Source organism: Mesorhizobium sp. 113-3-3 (genome assembly GCF_016756495.1).
Lineage (GTDB): Bacteria > Pseudomonadota > Alphaproteobacteria > Rhizobiales > Rhizobiaceae > Mesorhizobium.
Map to the genome: position 1 here is coordinate 6,705,744 of NZ_AP023243.1, position 18,196 is coordinate 6,723,939.

At 56.2% G+C, this 18,196-nt stretch carries 12 protein-coding genes and 1 pseudogene; 1 reads left to right on the forward strand and 12 read right to left on the reverse strand.

Annotated elements, in window-relative coordinates:
* Positions 1–858 precede the first annotated feature (858 nt).
* The 12 genes and pseudogenes from JG746_RS32260 to JG746_RS32315 form a co-directional block, all read right to left on the reverse strand.
* A pseudogene (locus tag JG746_RS32260) lies at positions 859–2,484 on the reverse strand (MFS transporter).
* 892 nt (positions 2,485–3,376) lie between these two features.
* Positions 3,377–3,622 (reverse strand): hypothetical protein, encoded by a 246-nt coding sequence (locus JG746_RS32265; RefSeq protein WP_202324233.1) that lies wholly within the window; start codon positions 3,620–3,622, stop codon positions 3,377–3,379.
* 204 nt (positions 3,623–3,826) lie between these two features.
* Positions 3,827–5,005 carry a M24 family metallopeptidase gene (locus JG746_RS32270; RefSeq protein ID WP_027056470.1) on the reverse strand — a complete coding sequence of 393 codons (1,179 nt, stop codon included), beginning with the start codon at positions 5,003–5,005 and terminating at the stop codon, positions 3,827–3,829.
* 696 nt (positions 5,006–5,701) lie between these two features.
* The gene (locus tag JG746_RS32275) at positions 5,702–6,166 is read right to left on the reverse strand and encodes an Lrp/AsnC family transcriptional regulator (RefSeq protein WP_027056471.1); all 465 of its coding nucleotides are present in this window, start codon (positions 6,164–6,166) and stop codon (positions 5,702–5,704) included.
* A 144-nt stretch (positions 6,167–6,310) separates the two neighbouring features.
* Positions 6,311–8,557: a N,N-dimethylformamidase beta subunit family domain-containing protein gene (locus JG746_RS32280; RefSeq protein WP_202324236.1), complete on the reverse strand. Its 2,247-nt coding sequence runs from the start codon at positions 8,555–8,557 to the stop codon at positions 6,311–6,313.
* An 87-nt stretch (positions 8,558–8,644) separates the two neighbouring features.
* Positions 8,645–9,172, reverse strand: a complete 528-nt coding sequence (locus JG746_RS32285) for a GNAT family N-acetyltransferase (protein ID WP_202324238.1) — start codon at positions 9,170–9,172, stop codon at positions 8,645–8,647.
* A gap of 95 nt (positions 9,173–9,267) precedes the next feature.
* Complete coding sequence (locus tag JG746_RS32290; protein WP_202324240.1) at positions 9,268–10,350, reverse strand: ABC transporter substrate-binding protein; 1,083 nt, start codon at positions 10,348–10,350, stop codon at positions 9,268–9,270.
* Positions 10,351–10,504: 154 nt separating this feature from the next.
* Complete coding sequence (locus tag JG746_RS37360) at positions 10,505–11,209, reverse strand: hypothetical protein (protein ID WP_027056473.1); 705 nt, start codon at positions 11,207–11,209, stop codon at positions 10,505–10,507.
* A gap of 263 nt (positions 11,210–11,472) precedes the next feature.
* Complete coding sequence (locus JG746_RS32300) at positions 11,473–12,021, reverse strand: hypothetical protein (RefSeq protein ID WP_202324243.1); 549 nt, start codon at positions 12,019–12,021, stop codon at positions 11,473–11,475.
* On the reverse strand, positions 12,014–14,977 hold the full coding sequence (locus JG746_RS32305; RefSeq protein ID WP_202324245.1) for a sarcosine oxidase subunit alpha family protein: 2,964 nt from the start codon (positions 14,975–14,977) through the stop codon (positions 12,014–12,016). The genes JG746_RS32300 and JG746_RS32305 overlap by 8 nt, the downstream gene beginning before the upstream one ends.
* Positions 14,974–15,246, reverse strand: coding sequence for a sarcosine oxidase subunit delta (locus JG746_RS32310; protein ID WP_202324247.1), 273 nt, complete (start codon positions 15,244–15,246; stop codon positions 14,974–14,976). Before JG746_RS32310 ends, JG746_RS32305 begins: the two co-directional genes overlap by 4 nt.
* Positions 15,246–16,502, reverse strand: a complete 1,257-nt coding sequence (locus tag JG746_RS32315; RefSeq protein WP_202324250.1) for a sarcosine oxidase subunit beta family protein — start codon at positions 16,500–16,502, stop codon at positions 15,246–15,248. The genes JG746_RS32310 and JG746_RS32315 overlap by 1 nt, the downstream gene beginning before the upstream one ends.
* A gap of 448 nt (positions 16,503–16,950) precedes the next feature.
* Between JG746_RS32315 and JG746_RS32320 the strand changes: the two genes are divergently transcribed.
* Complete coding sequence (locus JG746_RS32320; protein ID WP_244730587.1) at positions 16,951–18,168, forward strand: aminotransferase class V-fold PLP-dependent enzyme; 1,218 nt, start codon at positions 16,951–16,953, stop codon at positions 18,166–18,168.
* Positions 18,169–18,196: the final 28 nt, after the last annotated feature.

Genomic DNA, 18,196 nt, shown 5'->3' on the forward strand with positions numbered 1-18,196 from the left:
TGGAGGCGCTGACCAGGCTGCATGCGGTCCGGCACGGTCGCCGCTCACACCATAGAAGCGTTTCTGGGAGCGAGCGTGGGCTTCGCCACCACATGTTGTCGAGCCCGAAAGCTGCTCGGGCTAAGGCCCCTCCGATGGCGCTCCCTAGCTTCTCAATGGCCGGAACCGAGGGGCCAGTCCACTCCAACGTGCTCGCCTAGGGGAGCAGTGCCTGGTATCGACCGCGATGTTGTTGTGTTCGCTGAACCCGTTTCTTCGCGGACTGGCAGCTGATGATCCGGTGAGTTCAGTCGGACGGTGATACCTATCAGAACGTAGGCTAAAACGATGACTCCCATCGCGGTTAGTCCGCTGATGTATTGCTTTGCAGAAGGTTTGGCCATAATTGGCAGTCCTTTGCGAGTTCAGGAAAGCCCGCTGTCATACAACAAGTTAGCGCGCGCCGATTTTACCCGACTACGGCTGATGCACCGGACTCCCGGCCGGAATTGCAATCCTTTGGCACGGCGATAGTGTGGCCGCCTTCCTACTGCTTTGTGTTTCTGGCGGCATGGGCGTAAAGCATATAGGAGTTTTTTCTCTTCATCGAGCAATTGCAATTTGCTGCCGCGAGGTTGAAGCAGATTACCGCGTCTGTCGGCTGAGCACTGCTTCCAAGCTATCAGATCCCGCCTATGCGGAGGTATTGCATCTCGAGGTAGTCCTCTAGGCTTGGACCTCGCGAAGAGCATCCTGCCAGCGGAGAGGAACTCTCCGGTAGGCGCGCCGTCGCGGTTTCCTTTACCACGAGCACTTTACGCTGCAGCCGCCGGTGCGTTTGTGTCAGATTCCTAGACGCCGAACACAAGCTGTGCATGATCAGTGGCGTGGAAAATAAGGCGTCGATTGCTCGGGCTTGCGAGTCTGGCCTGTGGAACGCTCGATCAAAAGCGTCTTCTGAGGTGGAAATTCGCCAATGTGCAAGTCCAGAAAACGCTTGTCCAATTCCTGATCCGCTGTCGTGAGGCGATGGTTCAGACGAAGGTAGTCTGTCCAGGTCGGCGTGCTAAATGTTTCTGTCCATTGCACGGGTCTCTGGAGGTTGCGTTGCAGTGTCCAATGCCTTGCGCCGACGCGGGTCTGCACGTGCCGACGCTCGCGCATGAGCTCCAGGAAGGCCCCGACGTTCTCTTCAGGGATCAAGTATTCTACCTTGACGACGATGGGACCGCTTCTCGGCTTAAGATGATGCGAGATTGCCGGTGCGTCGAATTCATTCAATGGATCGGGCTCGGGCCGCCGCGTTCGCGTAAAGGAAACAGGACGCCCGATGCAGCGACGAGCAACAGAGCACCTGCGGAACCCTCCAGCCCCAAGGTGAGGGAATGGTTCTGCGCCACCATACCCCACACCCAGCTGCCGGCGGCCATGCCGCCATCTGCCAAGGCATAGTAGATCGAGATGGTGCGCCCCACGACCCAGCGCGGGCTCGCCAGTTGCACACTCACGTCAAGCCCGGACCAGGCAGTGACCCAACCCGCGCCGCCCAAGGCGAGCGCAATTCCGGCCACTGCACTCGAAGAGGTCAACGCAAGGGAAAGGGAGCACGCCGCGCAGGCGACGCACGACATTCAAGTTCCGTCTCAATAGGCTATTTGAGATGCCGGCTATGACGGCGCCCGTCCCGAAGCCGGCCATTAGAGTGCCATAGGCGGGCGGTCCGCCTCCAAGCTGATCGCGGACAACCAGGGGCAGCAGCGCGAGTATGGCGACGCTCGCCAGGCCAAAGAGGGTTCCGCGGGCGATCGCCGCCTTGATCTCCGATGACATGGCCGTGAAGCGGAGCCCGTCATAGATCGCCGTCCTCATCGACTCACGCGGTAGAGGCGAGGAGCGAACCTTCCACTTGCAGTGCCATACCGTGCCTAGAGGTACCAGGTAGCTAAGTGTGGTTACGGCGAAAGCTGTCAGGAGGCCAAAAGAGGCAACCACGATGCCGCCGAGTGCCGGGCCAACGGTCCGGACAGCGTTAAAACCTACGGAGAGGAGGGTAACGGCAGCGGGAACCTCGCGTCGGCTCACCATATCGCCAACCGAGGCTAGCCAGGCGGGATCATTGAGAGCACCGCCGCACGCGATCAAGAAGGTCAAGCCGAGGATCATCCACGGACTGACAAAGCCCAGCGCCACAGCAGCGGTCAGCATCGCAGAGGCTATTACCATCAGGCAGCGGCCAGCGAACATCACCCGGCGACGGCTGAAATTGTCGGCGATGGCCCCGGCGAATACGGACAGAACGAAGGCTGGCAACGTCGATGACGCCGTAACCAGCGCTACCATCAAATCGGAAGTCGAGACCGTTGCCATCAGCCAGCTGATGGCAACAATCTGCATCAACCAGCCGAGACTAGAAACCTGGGTGGCGAGCCAGATAGAACGAAAGGTTCGATTTTTGAGCGGCGCAAGGGTCGTTGGATCCGCGTCTCGGCCCGCGAAACTGCTCATTCAATCTGCCCTTTGCTCATGTTACATTTGTCACATCGCTCTACAGCGAGGAGTTGCCGCCACTGCATGAAACCAGCCCGACAGGAGACCAAGCTCGCTGCCGGGCTGGCACGCCTTGGGAGGTGGCGTAAGTCGGGTCCTTTGCACATAAAGTCCCGGTTGTACCCGGGCAGCTTCTTGATCCTTGTCCCCCGCAACTACTCGTGCGAAACATCATTTTCGCCCCAACCGAATTTCGGGCGTACCGTCGTGACGGTCCCATTATCAGACCTTGGATCGCAACCTGCCGCCATCTGCGACGCCTCAAATCCGCTTGCAATACTCAACACAGTGTGGGTTCGACCGCGCGTAGCCGCGCATGACTGTCCGTCCACCTGGCTGCGGGGAACGAACCACTCAGCGCCCGCTTGGCGAAGATAGCAGCGTCGAACGAGCAGTTCGCGCGAATCTTCCGGGATAGACGCGGATATTCGGCGTTCGGTAGCTGTCTACGCAGAAAATCGGCATCTTCTTCGCCAACCTTAAATTAGAGCAGGCGAACACGTTGGTTCAGCCCTCTACTGCGCGAACCTGACTAATGTTGTCCCGCTAGGGTGAGCCACGCAAACTCGTATAAGGCGGTGCGGGTCGTACTCGATCCTCAATTCTTCGACGGTACGGCGTGCGGTGGCCGCGGAACAGATATCGAGGCATCCCTCGCGAAGCGGCCGTCAGGTCTTCACAAGGTGTTCTGGGCGGATTGCCTCGCACGATGTACTCCCGGTTTTCGGCCGCGATAGCTACGTGTCCGCCATCAGCAGCTGGTCGTCCGGTCGGCGAGGCATGGGGCTCCCGCGCTACCCGCATGCTGATCGCGATGTGTCCACTCACAAGTGAAGTCAATCTACTGCTGCTAAAAAACGGAACCGGCGGCCAGCACTTCCGACACGAACTCCACCCAGCGCTGGTTCGTCGAGGTACACATTGCCACGGCTCCGATGAGAGACCTGCGCCAGTGGTATAAGCCCCATTTCCGGGCGACGCGATCGATCATAGATGGCACAAAAAGAGTGCCGATCAGCGCCATCACTGAAATCACTGCATATAGCAACGACACTTGTCGCTCGCTACCCAGCAAGTCGTAAGCCTGGATCGGCATTACTTAGCACCAGCGCGCGTGACATTAGGAAGAGGGTCGCGAATGTCCGCAGTCCCCCGGTTTGACCCGGTCGATCCAAATTGGCCGTTTCACGCTGCTGGTTGCTGAGCATAAAAGCTCTCCCGCAGATCGTGCTCAGACCAGCGAGAGGTATCCAATTGGATGACGAGATTGCCTCCGCCAAGTGCGGCGGTCGTCGTGATGCTATCGAACGTAGAGCTTCCGTTCGTAGTTGGTGATCATCTCGCAGCCTGTTTCGGTTACGCGCACCGTTTCGCTGGTGCCGACATCCGCGAAGCCGAACGCCTTGACCATCGACGGAATGTGGAAGGTCATATTGGCTTGCAACAGCCGGGTCTCTCCGCGCTTGAAGGACAAAATGTGTCCTTCGCCCCAATCCGGTGGATAGTTGATACCTATCGAATATCCGGTACGCTTGAAGCGACCTTCGTACCCCCCCGCGTTGACCGTGTCAGACCAAATGCTCCAGACCTCGCCGAGCGGACGATCCGGTCGGATGCCATCGATCATGTTTTCCAGCGCGCGGCGGGAAACATCTTCCATTTTTTCCAGTTCACGGTTTGACGGACTGACTACCGAGGCGCGCATGAGCGCCGCGCTGTAACGCCTCACGGTTCCGGACAGCTCGAGGAACACCGGATCGCCTTCTCGGAGAACGCGCCCCGACCAAGTGCCGTGCGCATAGCTGGTTCGAACACCCGAAGTCACGAACGGCGGATAGCCGGGGTATTCACTACCTTTCAGCGTGACTTCTCGCTGGATCTCAGCGGCGATATCATTTTCATTGGCTCCTGCACGGATCTGACCGATGCCAGCTTTCATGCCAGCCTCCGCGATCCTGGCAGCCTGGCGGATGTACTGCAGCTCGGCGTCTGATTTGACTACACGGATCGCTTCGACGATCATTGATCCGTCTTCGAACTGAGCGTCTGGAAGTAGCGACTTGAGATTTTCATAATCCGCGATAGTGAAGAACCACGACTTTTTTTCGAACCCGATCCGTGATTTCGCATAACCCAGGTCACGGAGCGTCTGTGCAAGTAGTTCGAGCGGGACTTCGTGGTCCATGTAGCTCGCGCTTCTGTCGATCCAGGAAAAGGCCCGGACGTTAACCTCTTCGATGCCTCGGGTCAGGTGAAGCGGCTCATCGTCAATCGGGATGAGCAGGTATTGCGCCGAAGCGTAGCCCAGCGTGGTGTATCCGCTCAAGTACAGCATATTTTCGGGGACCGTCACCACGAGCAGGTCAAGGTTTCGGCTCAAAATACCTTCACGAACTGCCTTCAGGCGAGTTTGGTACTCAGTTACCGCGAACGCGAGGTCCTTCTCGACCCTAACGCTGTCAATGCCGGAGACTTTCATGGGTGCCTTTGTGGATAAATTGTTGAATTCGTAGTCAGAACAGTACCATTGGCGCCGACGCCGTCTTCAGTAAGATTGCCATATTCTTGCAGAAAAGCTGCGTTTCAGGCTAATTTTACGCATCAATGCTTAAATCTTGCTCCGATATACCGGGAAAGCATGGGGCGGGTCGCGGGCGGCTGCCTGCTGCTTTCGGGCGGGAAAAGAAAAAAGCTTGCGCAAGGACACCACCATTCCGTGTCAAAAATCGCAGCTCGTCTCGTGGTGGCCGGTAGCTTTGTCCATTACTTCCCAAGCGCGATTCGCTGAGAAAAACGATGATCAATCTCGTATTCCGCTGGATTAATCCGGCTGACTGGCCCGAGTTGGCCAACGGGCTAAGTTCTGTAGAGTGGTCGGTGGCTACCAATGCTTCAGGGAGGGGCGAAGCCGCTGAGGTGCGAAATGGGCGCGGCCCTGCGCTTTTCAGGCTGCACCCTGCTCTCCTTGATAGCAAGAGATCACTGAAGACGGGCGACCTCCACGGCGTATATCGACTATGACCCAACGAACAACCACACATCCAATCGCAAGGCATATTCCAAAGAGGCCCGCGGTCGCGAGGAAGCACCGGCGTCACCTCGTTTCGCCGCAAGGCGTTAGGTAAGGGGACCTATTCTCGAGAAAAGGTCCCCTTTGATAGCTGCTACGGCAACTCTAGCCATCTATCGGGATGGCCAGAGAGGTCTTAGTTCGGTCCATGACCACCATCGTGCTGAAACCTTTCACATCGCTGTTCTCGTAGAAAAACCGACGCGAGAAGGACTCGTACTCTGCTAAGTCGCGGACGGAAACGAGCAACACAAAGTCCGCGTTTCCAGTGACGAAATAGGCACTGACAATCTCAGGTGTCCTTCGTATCGCCTGCTTGAACCGGTCGATAATATCGTAGCGGTCGCGCTCGAGGTCGATCGACACCAGCAACATTAGTGGCCGGCCTACAGCATCTGGAGATATCACTGAGACGTCCGCCTGGATCACTCCTTCGTCACGAAGGCGCTTCAAGCGCCTTTGGCAGGCGGTTGCCGACACCCCTGCAAGACTGCCTAACTCTTCTGTCGTGAGCCGATTATTTTGCTGAACAGCGACGAGGAGTTTACGATCAATCCGGTCCAGTTCCACCCCGAAACCTCACTTATCACGACTGACACGCAGGTTTACTGCATGAGGGGAATTCTTACCGCTCGCTGCCTATTGGCGAAAGCCCAATCTGGGATGCGCTGCGGATTTCTCCTGAAAAAAACAAAGGTGGCATTTTAGGCACCGTCAACCGGAAAGGCATGGCTCTAATTCTATTAGCCGGCGCTCCAACTCATCGTATCGAGCTAAGGACTCGCGAACCACGTTTTCCAAAAGCCTTGAGATGTCGTTATCGTACTCATTGAATGGGAGACTTCCGCAGAACAGGATCGAGCCCGTCGAAAAGACAAAATTCCCCAGCTGCTTGGGAACGATGCACAAATCTGCTCGTACTTGGGCCGACTGCCACTCCGCCGTGTGGATTTCCGGCCAGAACGCCTTCTCCGGTGCGCAGAAATATTCCCCAGGAATACCTTCAGTGGTAGCAAGCACTACCGTCTCGGGAGGCGTACCGAGGCTTGCGTCGACGACATCGACCTCAAAACCTGCGGCGCCACCTCCCGAGTACCCGAAGCCACCGAATTCTTTGCTTTGGATGCCTTCGAAAAACCTTGCGAACCGCTCATCGTACGATGCCGGGGTCCGGACGAAGTGCGTACCAAGGAAGTCGCCATGCGCCGACATTCCTATTCCGAATATTCTTTGCGGAGGTCTGTCGTTCTTCAACCACAGCCCACCATTCTGGCCGTCAAATGCGTGGAAATACTCGCCCGGCTCACACTCCCATCCTCTTGCTCCAGCCTCTGCCCGTCGGATTTCAATGGCACCAGGAAACAGCTCGTTGGTTGCGATGCGCCAGTAAAAGCCATTACCTCCCAAATATCCGAAGCCTCCACCGCTGGAGATATAACTTTCGATAGCGTCGAGAGTCCTCTTCGTGTGGTATTCCGGATGCGTAACCGTGAGTACCAGCGAGTAGCCCGCTAACGCGGCCGTCCCTTCATCCTGCAAATCATGGTCCGTGACAATATCAACAGAAATGCCCTTGGCGTCGCACCAAGAAATTAGGTGCATATCAGCCGGGAAATGCCGAAGACCAGAGCCATAATGGTCTACATAGGCGAAATATCCGGGACGCATGTTGAGTTGCGGTCGAAGTATGGAACTGAACATAATACCAGTGCCATCGGCATGCAGATCATAAAGGGACCGACCGTATTGAGGATATTCCGCTGGATGGTAGGGGTATGATTTCCATTCGTCTCGGCGTTTGACATATTCGGCGCCGAAATTTGAACGAGGGTGATTTGCATAGGCAACGTAGGTGAAAGTCGAAAAAAGTATGGCAATCCTTGCCCTACAAGACTGCTTGGACGGCCGCACAAAGAATGGAATGATATCCTCGGCACCGCCGCATCTCAGTCGGATGCCGTAAACACCGCTGGGCAGGTCTGGCGCTGTATCAAAGGTGAAATCTGTGTCCCACTTCGCATCATAGAGATCGGTTTCATGGAAATGGACCGCCGCATACTCGTCGGGCGCGTGGCGCCAGCACATCTCCGTGCCCGACCAGTGCGAGCCTCGTACGGCTCTAGTGGGCAAGTTGAAAAGTTGTCCATCCAGCCTCAACGGGCCAGTGTCACGGATTGTCGGCGTCGACATTTCCAGACCAAAGTTCCAACATGCGAGCATCGCATCAGGCATTGGCTGTGTCCCGTCAAGCCTTTGCGGCAATTGAGACCCACGAAGGAGAGTAGGTGCTTCAAGCCGACCGTTGAAAAAAAATTCGAACATCGAGCAGTCAGCATCGCGCGGCGTCGCAGCCAGGACCACCTTTTCATTTGCGCTTTTCTGATTGTATCCGAAGACTTGGTGTCCGACGATTTGTAATCCGTCAGCTACATTGTACCCGACGACATCCAACGCATGGCCATGCACTGCAATGCGCAGTTCGTACCACTGGCCAATTCTTAAGCTGAGTTCCTTGAAACTCACTTGGGCTGGCGTGCGACAGACGAGCTGGGTATCTGTGATGGCGATGGAAACAGATATGCCCTCCAAGTCGGCGAAGGAGAACAAGGTCTGCGGAGACGAACGTAGCAGCCGAGGCTGAAACCGGATGGAGAACGTATTTTCCCTCAGATCTGCGCCTTGCAGAGGGATGACTCCATAAGAACCCAGCTGTATTTGCTTGGAGACCGAAGGATATGCCCCCTCAAAAGGCGAGGCAACCGGCCTTAGGTCCAAACCGGGTCCCTTTGGGTTAGGGTCTGCTGAGAAAATCCTCACTAGGTCTGCAGCGTAGTCCTGCGTAAAGCTGCTGGAAACTTTGACCTCGATGCTTTCACCCGCACGGACCGAGAGGCGGTTGGTATATCCAATCAGACAAGCGGTTTGGATATCCCCCGCGCGAGGTGAAAGCGACGCATTCATCAAAGGGTACCTGAGCCTTGCTGTGTCAACCGTACGTGTATGACAAGCGTTCTGAGTACGGTGTCTCTTCGTTCTTCAGATGTCACATTACCCAGGAATGGGTAGAACTTCGTCGGCTCTCCCGCTTTTCCAATCGGACCGCTCAAAGGCCATGATCAGCTCGTCGCGAAGCTTTCCGCGAAAAATAGAGCACCCCCGCGCCACGCTTTCAAGCTTGAAACCGATCGCCTCGTAACTTCTCCTCGCGTTCAGATTTTCGGGAAAACAACCAAGCCGAAGGCGGTCCACCAAAGATTCGGCAAATACAGTTTCGATTAGCGCAGACATCATGGCGCGACCGTACCCACCCCCTTGTTTCGTCACGGCGAGCCGCTTAACGAAAATCGAAGTTTCCGCTGCTCGCCAACCATTCGAGATCGCGAAGCCCACAGGGATGCCGTCAGATTCCGCCAGAAAATATCGATAGTCCGGATCAGCGATGGCGGTCAGATGCTGAGACTCGTTCCATTGGTCGATAAAATCCCTATACGCTGGGATCTGCTCTGTTCGGATAATGAACGAAATGTCGGTGGGCAAAGCCCGCCTGAGAAAAACGCACGGTCGCCTGTCCGCCATAGTACCCAAAGTTCCTCACCAATAGGCATCTGCGGGGTACGCAGGCTGCACCAGACGCAAGTTAGCGCCCGGTGCAACCCGTCCCTATTGAGCTGTTACAACAATGGAGCGATTTCCTGTTCCCACCGCTTTTGCCAAACGGCTTCCTGTTCAGACAGGTAGGCCCAGTCAGGGATGTAAGCATGAAGATTCATTTCCTCGCTATTGAGCGAGAATGGTTTTAACTCTTCAGAGACCACCGATTTGACGTTGGCGGGCAACCCAGCTCCTGAGATCTGGTTGAAGGTGGCGTCATTCTCCGGACTGATCGCAAAGTTGGCGAAATCGAAAGCAGCCTTCGTGTTGCCACCCTTAAGCACCGTCCATCCTTCCTGGTAGATGAACGTTCGGAAACCTGACGCTGTGTCCATCTTGTTCAAATAGTGGAGTTGGAAGTTCCTGGCGAGATCCTTAATGACAAACGCGGCTGCGAAGGCCATACTTGTTTCGCCGGTGCTTATCGAACTTGTCATGTCCTGATCGGAATTGGCGACGCGGCCGATATTACCGCTACGGGCGAGCTCTTTCACGAAATCCCATGCGGGCTCCAAGTTTCGTTCGTCGCCGCCTTTGTGAAGGGCCAGCATGACCATCTGAAGGTTTGAGCCGAGCGAGGGCACATTCCAGCAGATTTTGCCCTTCAGCCGCGGGTCTAGAAGATCTTCGACCTTCGTAATCTCAAAAGGGATGGTGTCCTTGCGGTAAATCCAGAACGTGGACGCAACGGTTCGCGGGATGTTGACGATATTGCCACCCCCGTCCTTCACGAGCAACTTAGGCGGGATGTCGGCGAGGTTGGGAACTTGTTCCAGTGTAACTGGTTCAGCCCATCCTTCTTTCGCGACCATCTGCCAAGATGGGTCCCATCCTGAAAGCAGATCGATTCCTGGCTTTGGCCATGTGGATTTGATCTTTGACATAATGACCATGGCGCCGCCCGCGTGACGCTGCCAGTTAACGTCCACATGCGTCTGCTTAGCTGCTATCGCTTGGCTGGCATCAAGATAGGTTCCCCCCCACTCTACAGCAGTGATCTTTTCTGCAGCCAAGGCTCGGCCCAGAGACAGCGGTCCTGCTGTAGACAATACAGCCGCCGATGAAGCCAGTTTGGTGAATTGACGCCGTGTCATTCTATTCATTTCAGGTTCCCTTTTTTATAGTTGATACATATTCGTAAGCGTCGATATGCTCGTCGCTTCAATGTCTTTGGGCGTATTACTGCCTCTCCTCTGCAACGAAGCAAAGTTTACGCTATCGTGTTTTAGACACGCGATCTGTCCTCCCTGCATCAATTTACTTACCGATTGCCGCTAGCATCATTCTGCAGAGCAAAGTGAGGTCGTATACTGGGAGGTTTGTGAGGCGGCGAATAGCCGGAGAAACAGCGGGGAAAACCGCACATTCGAACAAAATAGCCGCAATTTCCGGGTGCTCTTCCCGCAACTTCATCACACGCTCAGAGACGACTTTCTCCAGACCCACGACGTCAAACGGAGGCGCCGGCATCTTCAGCTCGTCGTGCCAAAACTGGCTACCCTCAATACCGCCGACAACAACCCTCGCCCGGTCTTGCGGGTCGCTCAAGCCGATCATATCTTCGCTTACGTAGTTTGAGTCGTACGTGAGAACGGCAATCTTCGCCGGCGCCGGCAGCTGCTTCAATAGCATCGGCAGCAGAAGCATGCTGGACATCGCCACCGGAACTTGGACTGAAGAGGCCACCGCACCTTGCAATCGTATTGTGAAACCGCAATTTGAACTGATGGCCACAGCGCCTTGCTCCACCAAGCGTCGCGCCGCTGCGATGTAGGAGGGCTCCAAAGCTGGGTCACCGCGCAAAACGCGCTCTCCAAAAGAACCTTCAGGCACCTCGGTGATCGTGGGGAAATCGATCGAGGCCGGGTTTTGGATAGAGCCGACTTCGTTTTCCCTGGCGGGATCGCGCGGTCCCTGGTCAAGCGCCAATACGCCAAGCGAAGGTGTGAGCTTAGATTCCATTGGTGATTAGATCCTAATCGTCGCAGTCGCCTGCCGCGATGGAGCAGCGGGGTACTGAGTATTCACGTTGGAACGATAGCAGTGGCAGTTTACGGGCAATAGACAATTTTGACCGCTTTCTGCAGGAAACCTGCATTCTCAAGCCAGCCGTGAGCGTTTTCATGCATCGAAAAGCCTACACGCAGTTTCGGGCATTATGAGCCGGAGGGTCGTCCAGCCCCAGTTGCGATAAGTGCTGAGCAAGACAACCTTGCGCGATCCCGTCACAACGGCTTTTGGCTAGGAAGTCTCCTGCGGGTTTCGACCAGCGCGTGCCAGATTGATTGTGCAAAGCTGCGTGGTGTCAAAACACTGATTCCGCCTGGTCGGCACCATAAAACCACACCGATCCCATGCAGTGGCGTCAATGCGACGCTGTCGACCGGAAAATGCTGCGGCACGAGATTCACACTCACAAACTGGTTCAGCAGTTGGGAGGCTATAGAGCTGTCGACCTGTATCGTGTGCCAGGCATGGGATAAATCCTGGACGCAGCCAATATCAGGCGGAAGGTCGGGTTTGACGTCCGGTGCGAGATCTCCGCCAACCAACCAAAGGCGTTGTGGGTGGACGCGCAGCAGGGATGCGTAGGCACCGCATACGGCCTTTCCCGGTGTTGGCGAAGTGGAAAGCTTGTACTGGGCCGCCAAAGTCCCAGCCATCTCAACATAACGTTGCGGCCAAGCATGGTATTGGACCACAGTTTGTGAAGGCTGGTAGGTGACCTCGGAAACTGTCGCCAAGCCCTCTGTTGGGTAAATGCGCTTAGCCATGGAGCCGTTTTCCTTCAGGGTCTATGAAGTGAGGCGAAACGACCTTCACGAGATAACGGACGCCGCGGATCGGATTGTCAGCCAGGAGCGTTCTACCTTCCCATTTGGAGAGGCCGCCATTCAGCATACCAATCCCGATCCAATGACCGAGAGAGGGACTTTCGATTGCAGAAGTCACCCAACCCAATCCATGGCCGCTGAGGTCCTGCTGCTGGCAGAGGATGGAGCCCACTTCAAACGTTTCACCATCCGTCACAGGCACCAATCCCACCAATTGAGCCCGGTTATCGTTGCATAGTTCGGGTCTGCGGCGCATGACGGATCCGACAAAGGGCTTTTTGCCGGATGCCATGCGCCCCAAGCCCAAGTCGTCCAGTGTTGAACGACCGTCCAGTTCGCCACCTACTATATGACCTTTTTCAATTGCCAGTGCGTCCAGAGTCTCAGTTCCGTACGGGCCTCCACCAAGACCTTTCACGCCAGTAAGCAGCAGGTTCCAGGTATTTTCCCCAAAATCCGCTGGCACGTAGACCTCATACCCGAGCTCACCCGAAAAGCTTATCCGAGCAACACGGCAGTCGACACCGTCGATTTTTCCTTCGCGGACCCCCATGAAAGGAAAGGCGTCGTTATCCAATTTCATGCCGGTGATTATCGGTTCCAACAATTCGCGCGATCGTGGCCCGGCGATAGATATGGCCGCCCACTGCTCGGTGACCGAAGTTGCGGAGGCTCGCAGGTCCGGCCATCGCGTCTCCAACAATTCTTCTAACCAAGACAAGACCTTGCCCGCGCAGGCGGTTGTGGTTGTCACAAGGTAGTCGAACTCACCAACGCGCCAGCAGGTCCCGTCGTCCATTGCCAAGCCGTCGTCGCGCAGCATGACACCATAACGTGCCTTGCCCACCGGCAATGATTTGAAGGCGTTGACATACACCCGGTTCAGAAATTCTCCCGCATCCGGGCCTTGGACCGATATTTTGCCGAAAGATGACACGTCGCAGATGCCAACGGACCTTCGGACCATTCGCATCTCCCGCTGGTAACCCGCCTCAAGGCTTTCGGCGCCTTGTGGAAAGTATTGTGAGCGCAGCCAGAAACCTGACTCTATCATGTTCGCGCCCTGGCTTATCGACGCATTGTGCACAGGAGAACGACGCGTGGGATAAAGACGTTGACCTGGGTCAGAACCCGCTAATACACCGATTGAAACCGGCGCAAACGGCGGCCTGAATGTCGTCGTTCCCACTTCACTGATCTGCCGCCCCCGCATTTTTGCGATTAGGGCTAAGGCATTGACGGCAGACGTTCGTCCTTGGTCTGTTCCCATACCCAGTGTCGTATAGCGCTTCAGCAGCTCCGGAGCGTCGTAACCCTCCGATGTGCTTAGGATAATGTCGCCCAGCGTTACGTCATTTTGGACGTCGACAAATGCTTTCCCTTTAATCGAATTCAACACATGATGGCGAATGGGGTTATCCCATCCGCCTGCTGGCGGGAAACCTGGCTTTACGATCGTTTTGCCTAGCGCAATCGCCGCCTCCGCTCCGCCAGCGCACCCAGAATCGCGGCATTCGTCATTTCCCCATACACCAGAAGCCGCGCCGACGCACCGGATAGGCTCTCGGGTCTCGCCGGGCAGAAAAGCAGCAAGCTCATCGCTCCACACGGGCCGGACGCCTCGCTGGCTAAGCAGATGTTGGGTAGGCGACCATCCGCCGGACATCCCGATAGCATCACAGCGAATGATCTCTGCATGGCCTCCGTTGGGGTCACCTATCTGTAACCCTGTGACGCCATTACGGCCTTTAGCCCTCAGCGGTACACGTCCAAAACGGACCTCGACGTCCGCGGCCAAGGCCGCATCGACCATGGAGCCGGACGCTTTCTCGCGAGCATCAACGAGGATCGTGACAATGCCCGCCTTGGCCAGATCGCGCGCTGCAATGTATGCGCTGTCATTATTCGTGACGATGACGGCGCTTTTGCCCGCAGCCACTGCCCACCGATTTGCATAGCTTCGCATCGACGAGGCCAGCATGACGCCGGGCCGGTCGTTGTTGCCGAAGATGAGGGGACGCTCGATGGCACCGGCTGCCACGACGACTCGCTTGGCCCGAATGGTCCACAGCCGTTCCCTGGCGGTATTGTCCAATTCTCCGGGGGAACGCTGCAGACGTTCAACTAAGCCGACGACCCCATGGTCATAAATACCAAAAGCAGTCGTACGCGTGAGGATACGAATATTTGGGGACGCTCGCAGATATCGTTCTCTTGACGCCAGCCAAGCCGACGCAGTCACATCTTCAATCGGGACGGTCTCCTGCAAGAGGTTTCCGCCCAGTTGAAAGTCGCGCTCCACCAATATCACATTGAGTCCGGCCCCAGACGCGACGCGTGCCGCTTCAAGACCCGCAGGACCAGCTCCGACAACGAGAAGGTCGCAAAAGCCTTCAACATTTTCATATCTGTCCGGATCAGGTTCGCGAGAGGCGCGTCCCAACCCGGCGGCCCTGCGAATGAAACGCTCGTAAAACATCCAGCTTCGCGACGTTTTGCCGGGGCCCATAAAGGTCTTATAATAAAATCCCGCGCCGAGAAACCGCGTGAACAGCTGGTTGAGGACGCCGATGTCGAAGCGAAGCGAGGGCCAGCAATGCTGGCTGTAGGCTTCCAAGCCTTGGCAAAGCTCCTCCGTGGTCGCGAGAGTGTTCGGGGTAGCGCTTGCCCCCCTTCCTACAGTCAGCAGCGCAGACGTTTCCTCAAGGCCTGCACTCATGATTCCACGTGGCCGATGATACTTGAAGCTACGGCCTACCAAGCACTCACCGTTTGCCAACAGAGCCGACGCCAATGTGTCACCCGTATAACCCTGGAGGCGGCGCCCATTGAACGAGAATTCGACCGGGCGATCCCGATCCAGCGCACCCCCAACTTCAAAGCGGAAGGCGGTCATTTCACGAGCTCCGAAATGGTGAGGCGCGCCGGCTCGACCTGGGAAATGGAGTGGGTCAAGGTATCGCGTTCGAGGACCAGCCAAATCCGGCAGCCACCAGAGTGATGCCACTTTTCGCGAAGCACACCTTTGGGATTTGACCTTATATAGACCGCGTCATTCCACTCCTCGAGTGACGCATCAAGTTCGGGAAACGTCACGCTAGCGTCGCCACCATACGTGAATTCACTGTGGTCGCGTTCGCCACAGAAAGGACAGCTGATGCGCATTAGTGAAGCCTTGGAATGGGGCCGGTGCCGGCCTCGTCGATAGTTGCGCCTCGCGCGAATCTATCGAGTGAAAATGGTGCTGACAGGCGATCATTCTCACCTCGAGCAATTAGGTGAGAAAAACACCAGCCTGACGCCGGCGTTGCCTTGAATCCGCTATAACCCCATCCACCGCTAAGATAGAGACCTTCGAGCGGTGTCTTTGAAATGATGGGCGAGCCATCCATGGTCATATCATTGATGCCACCCCAGTGCCGCACCAGACGGACCCTGCCTAGGCACGGCATTAGTGAAACCGCTAGAGAAGCTACGTCACGAACAGCCGGCAAATTGCCCCGTTGAGCGTATGAGTTGTACATGTCGAGATCGCCGCCGAATACCATCCCACCCTTATCTGATTGGCTGATGTAGAATTGACCGTGTGACACGAAGTCGATCACGTGGTCGAGAAGTGGCTTCAATGGTTCAGACACAAAGGCTTGCAGGAGATGGCTCTCTATAGGAAGCCGCAGACCGGCCATTTCGCCAAGCTGCGAGGTATGACCCGCCACCGCCATTGCCGTTTTCTTGGACAGGACGCGACCCCTGGTTGTTTCCACACCGGTAATGCGGCCGCCATCTCGGAGGAAACCGGTAACCTCACAGTTCTGAATTATGTCGACTCCGAGCTGTGATGCAGCGCGGGCGTATCCCCAGACGACCGCATCATGGCGGGCAGTCCCCCCGCTCGGTTGAAGCAACCCTCCCCAGATCGGAAAGCGTGCTGTCGGCCGATAATCCAGGTGCGGTACTAATTTCTGCATTGCCGCGCGGTCTAGCAAACGCGCATCAATGCCGTGGCGAAGCATTATGTTGCTACGCCTCACTGCCCCATCCACGTCCTCTGATGAATTCAGCAGAAGGATCTGCCCGCGCGGACTAAACATGACGTTGAAGTTCAGTTCGCTCGAAAGCGTATCCCAGAGCTTTTGAGAATGCCCATAAAACTCGGTCGAACCCGCCAGCAGGTAATTTGCCAGAATGATAGTTGTGTTCCGACCGGCATTGCCGGACCCGATGTGAGATTTTTCGAGAACTGCAACGTTACGAATACCGAATTCCTTGGCCAGGTAGTAGGCGGTGGCAAGTCCATGTCCGCCGCCGCCCACTATCACCACGTCATATTGCGACTTTGGTTCAGGATTGCGCCAAGCGCGGGACCATGGCCGACCCGAGACAGCGTGCCTTAATGATTCAAACGCAGAATAGTTTGTCATACAGCCTCAACTTGCCGCGAGCCAGCAGGCCACATACCAGGCGCACAATTGCGATGTTGTTGTCCCTGCCATCCTAACAAGGCTCAGGACGTAAAACTCGGGATTTCACCGTCCATAATGTTGAAGTCCGGCATATTTCGAGCGCTCTGCGCATGAAAGCCGCGAAGCCAAAGATTTTTCGGGTTCTTTTGCACCGAAACGGTTATGTTGGGCGGGGGCGGAGAGGACGGCGAGCTTACAACACAACTTGGTGGCGCCTAGCTGCGTCTGTGAACACCGCCGGGCGATGATTACAAAAGATCAGCAGCGTCCCTTCGCTACATTGGCCTGCGGCGCAGAAATTATGCGGCTCGCCGGCTCTCAAAGCTGCAAGACGGACGGGTGGGACGTGTAACCTGCTGGGGCCGCCCACGATGGCGTCTGGTTTGCTCAACTTTGGATTACGATCTTGAATCAAACAGTTGCGACTGAAAGCCCCCCCCCGTTTCTTGACGCCATCCGCAAAGATTTCCCGGCGACCAGTGAGTTTATCTACATGGATGTTGCGAACCAGGGCCTCATATCGCTAGCAGTCCGTGATTCCATCAATGAGCACCTTAACAACAGGCTCGTCGGCATCAATGACGAACTGCACCAGTTGGCTAAGGTAGAGGAGACCCGCGAGCTTTTCGCCCGCTTTATCGGCGCTCAGACAAATGAGATCGCCCTGACGAAAAACGCTTCGGAGGGGATTAACATCATTGCCAATGCATTCGCTTGGAAAGAGGGCGACAACATAATTCTCTGCCCGAAACTCGAACACGCCAACAACATTCTCCCATGGCTGCAATTAAAGGCTCGTCAGGGGGTTGAAGTCCGGACGATCGAGCCACTCAACGGGCAGATTGACGTCGAAGCTTTGGGTAAAGCCATCGACAGCCGAACCCGCGTTGTTACGATCGCCACGGTGACGATGGTGCCCGGCTTCCGGACCGAGGTCTCGGCAATTGCCAGGCTTTGCAACCAAAAGGGGGTCTTCCTCCTAGCAGACGCCACGCAATCAGTAGGCATTCTTGCCACTGATGTGCGCGATCTGGGCATCGATGGGCTGGCTGTCTCGACAGTCAAGGGCCTTATGGGTCTTTACGGATCCGGCTTTTTGTATTGCCGGCGGCAATGGGCCGACCGGCTTCTGCCGGCCTATCTTGCGAGATTCAGCGTAGATCTCGGCGAGGCTTTGGAATCTGCTCCGGTATCCGACACGTTTACTCTCCGCCCTGGCGCAACCCGCTTTGACATCGGGCACTATAACTTCCCGGGTCTAATCGCGGTAACAGCATCCATCCGGCAGCTGAGTGCCGTCGGAATGGAAAGGATCGAGCGCCACGTAACCGGTCTGGCGGCCCGTCTCGCAACCGGTCTTCATGGTCTGGGCATGCCTGTATGCGGGGGACTGCTTCGACCAGGCTCCAGCAGTATTGTGGCGGTAGGCGACATGTCACTGCTCGGCGGTCAATCATCACACCAGTTAGATGTGGCATCGTTGCGGGATCATCTGGCGCAGCACAAGATCATCGCATCCGCCCGCCGTGGGATGCTGCGGTTTTCACTTCATCTCTACAATACGGCCGATGAGGTCGATCAAGTTATTGACATAGCTAAGGGCTGGTTGACCCGCCCCGCCTGATCGCATTCTACCCCAAAAGAGGTCCATC

Bases quoted from the DNA above. Each gene is read 5' to 3' on its own strand.
- JG746_RS32290 (WP_202324240.1), bottom strand. From the start codon at position 10,350: ATGAATAGAATGACACGGCGTCAATTCACCAAACTGGCTTCATCGGCG.
- JG746_RS32280 (WP_202324236.1), bottom strand. From the start codon at position 8,557: ATGAATGCGTCGCTTTCACCTCGCGCGGGGGATATCCAAACCGCTTGT.
- JG746_RS32315 (WP_202324250.1), bottom strand. From the start codon at position 16,502: ATGACAAACTATTCTGCGTTTGAATCATTAAGGCACGCTGTCTCGGGT.
- JG746_RS32305 (WP_202324245.1), bottom strand. From the start codon at position 14,977: ATGACCGCCTTCCGCTTTGAAGTTGGGGGTGCGCTGGATCGGGATCGC.
- JG746_RS32310 (WP_202324247.1), bottom strand. From the start codon at position 15,246: ATGCGCATCAGCTGTCCTTTCTGTGGCGAACGCGACCACAGTGAATTC.
- JG746_RS32270 (WP_027056470.1), bottom strand. From the start codon at position 5,005: ATGAAAGTCTCCGGCATTGACAGCGTTAGGGTCGAGAAGGACCTCGCG.
- JG746_RS32265 (WP_202324233.1), bottom strand. From the start codon at position 3,622: ATGCCGATCCAGGCTTACGACTTGCTGGGTAGCGAGCGACAAGTGTCG.
- JG746_RS37360 (WP_027056473.1), bottom strand. From the start codon at position 11,209: ATGGAATCTAAGCTCACACCTTCGCTTGGCGTATTGGCGCTTGACCAG.
- JG746_RS32285 (WP_202324238.1), bottom strand. From the start codon at position 9,172: ATGGCGGACAGGCGACCGTGCGTTTTTCTCAGGCGGGCTTTGCCCACC.
- JG746_RS32300 (WP_202324243.1), bottom strand. From the start codon at position 12,021: ATGGCTAAGCGCATTTACCCAACAGAGGGCTTGGCGACAGTTTCCGAG.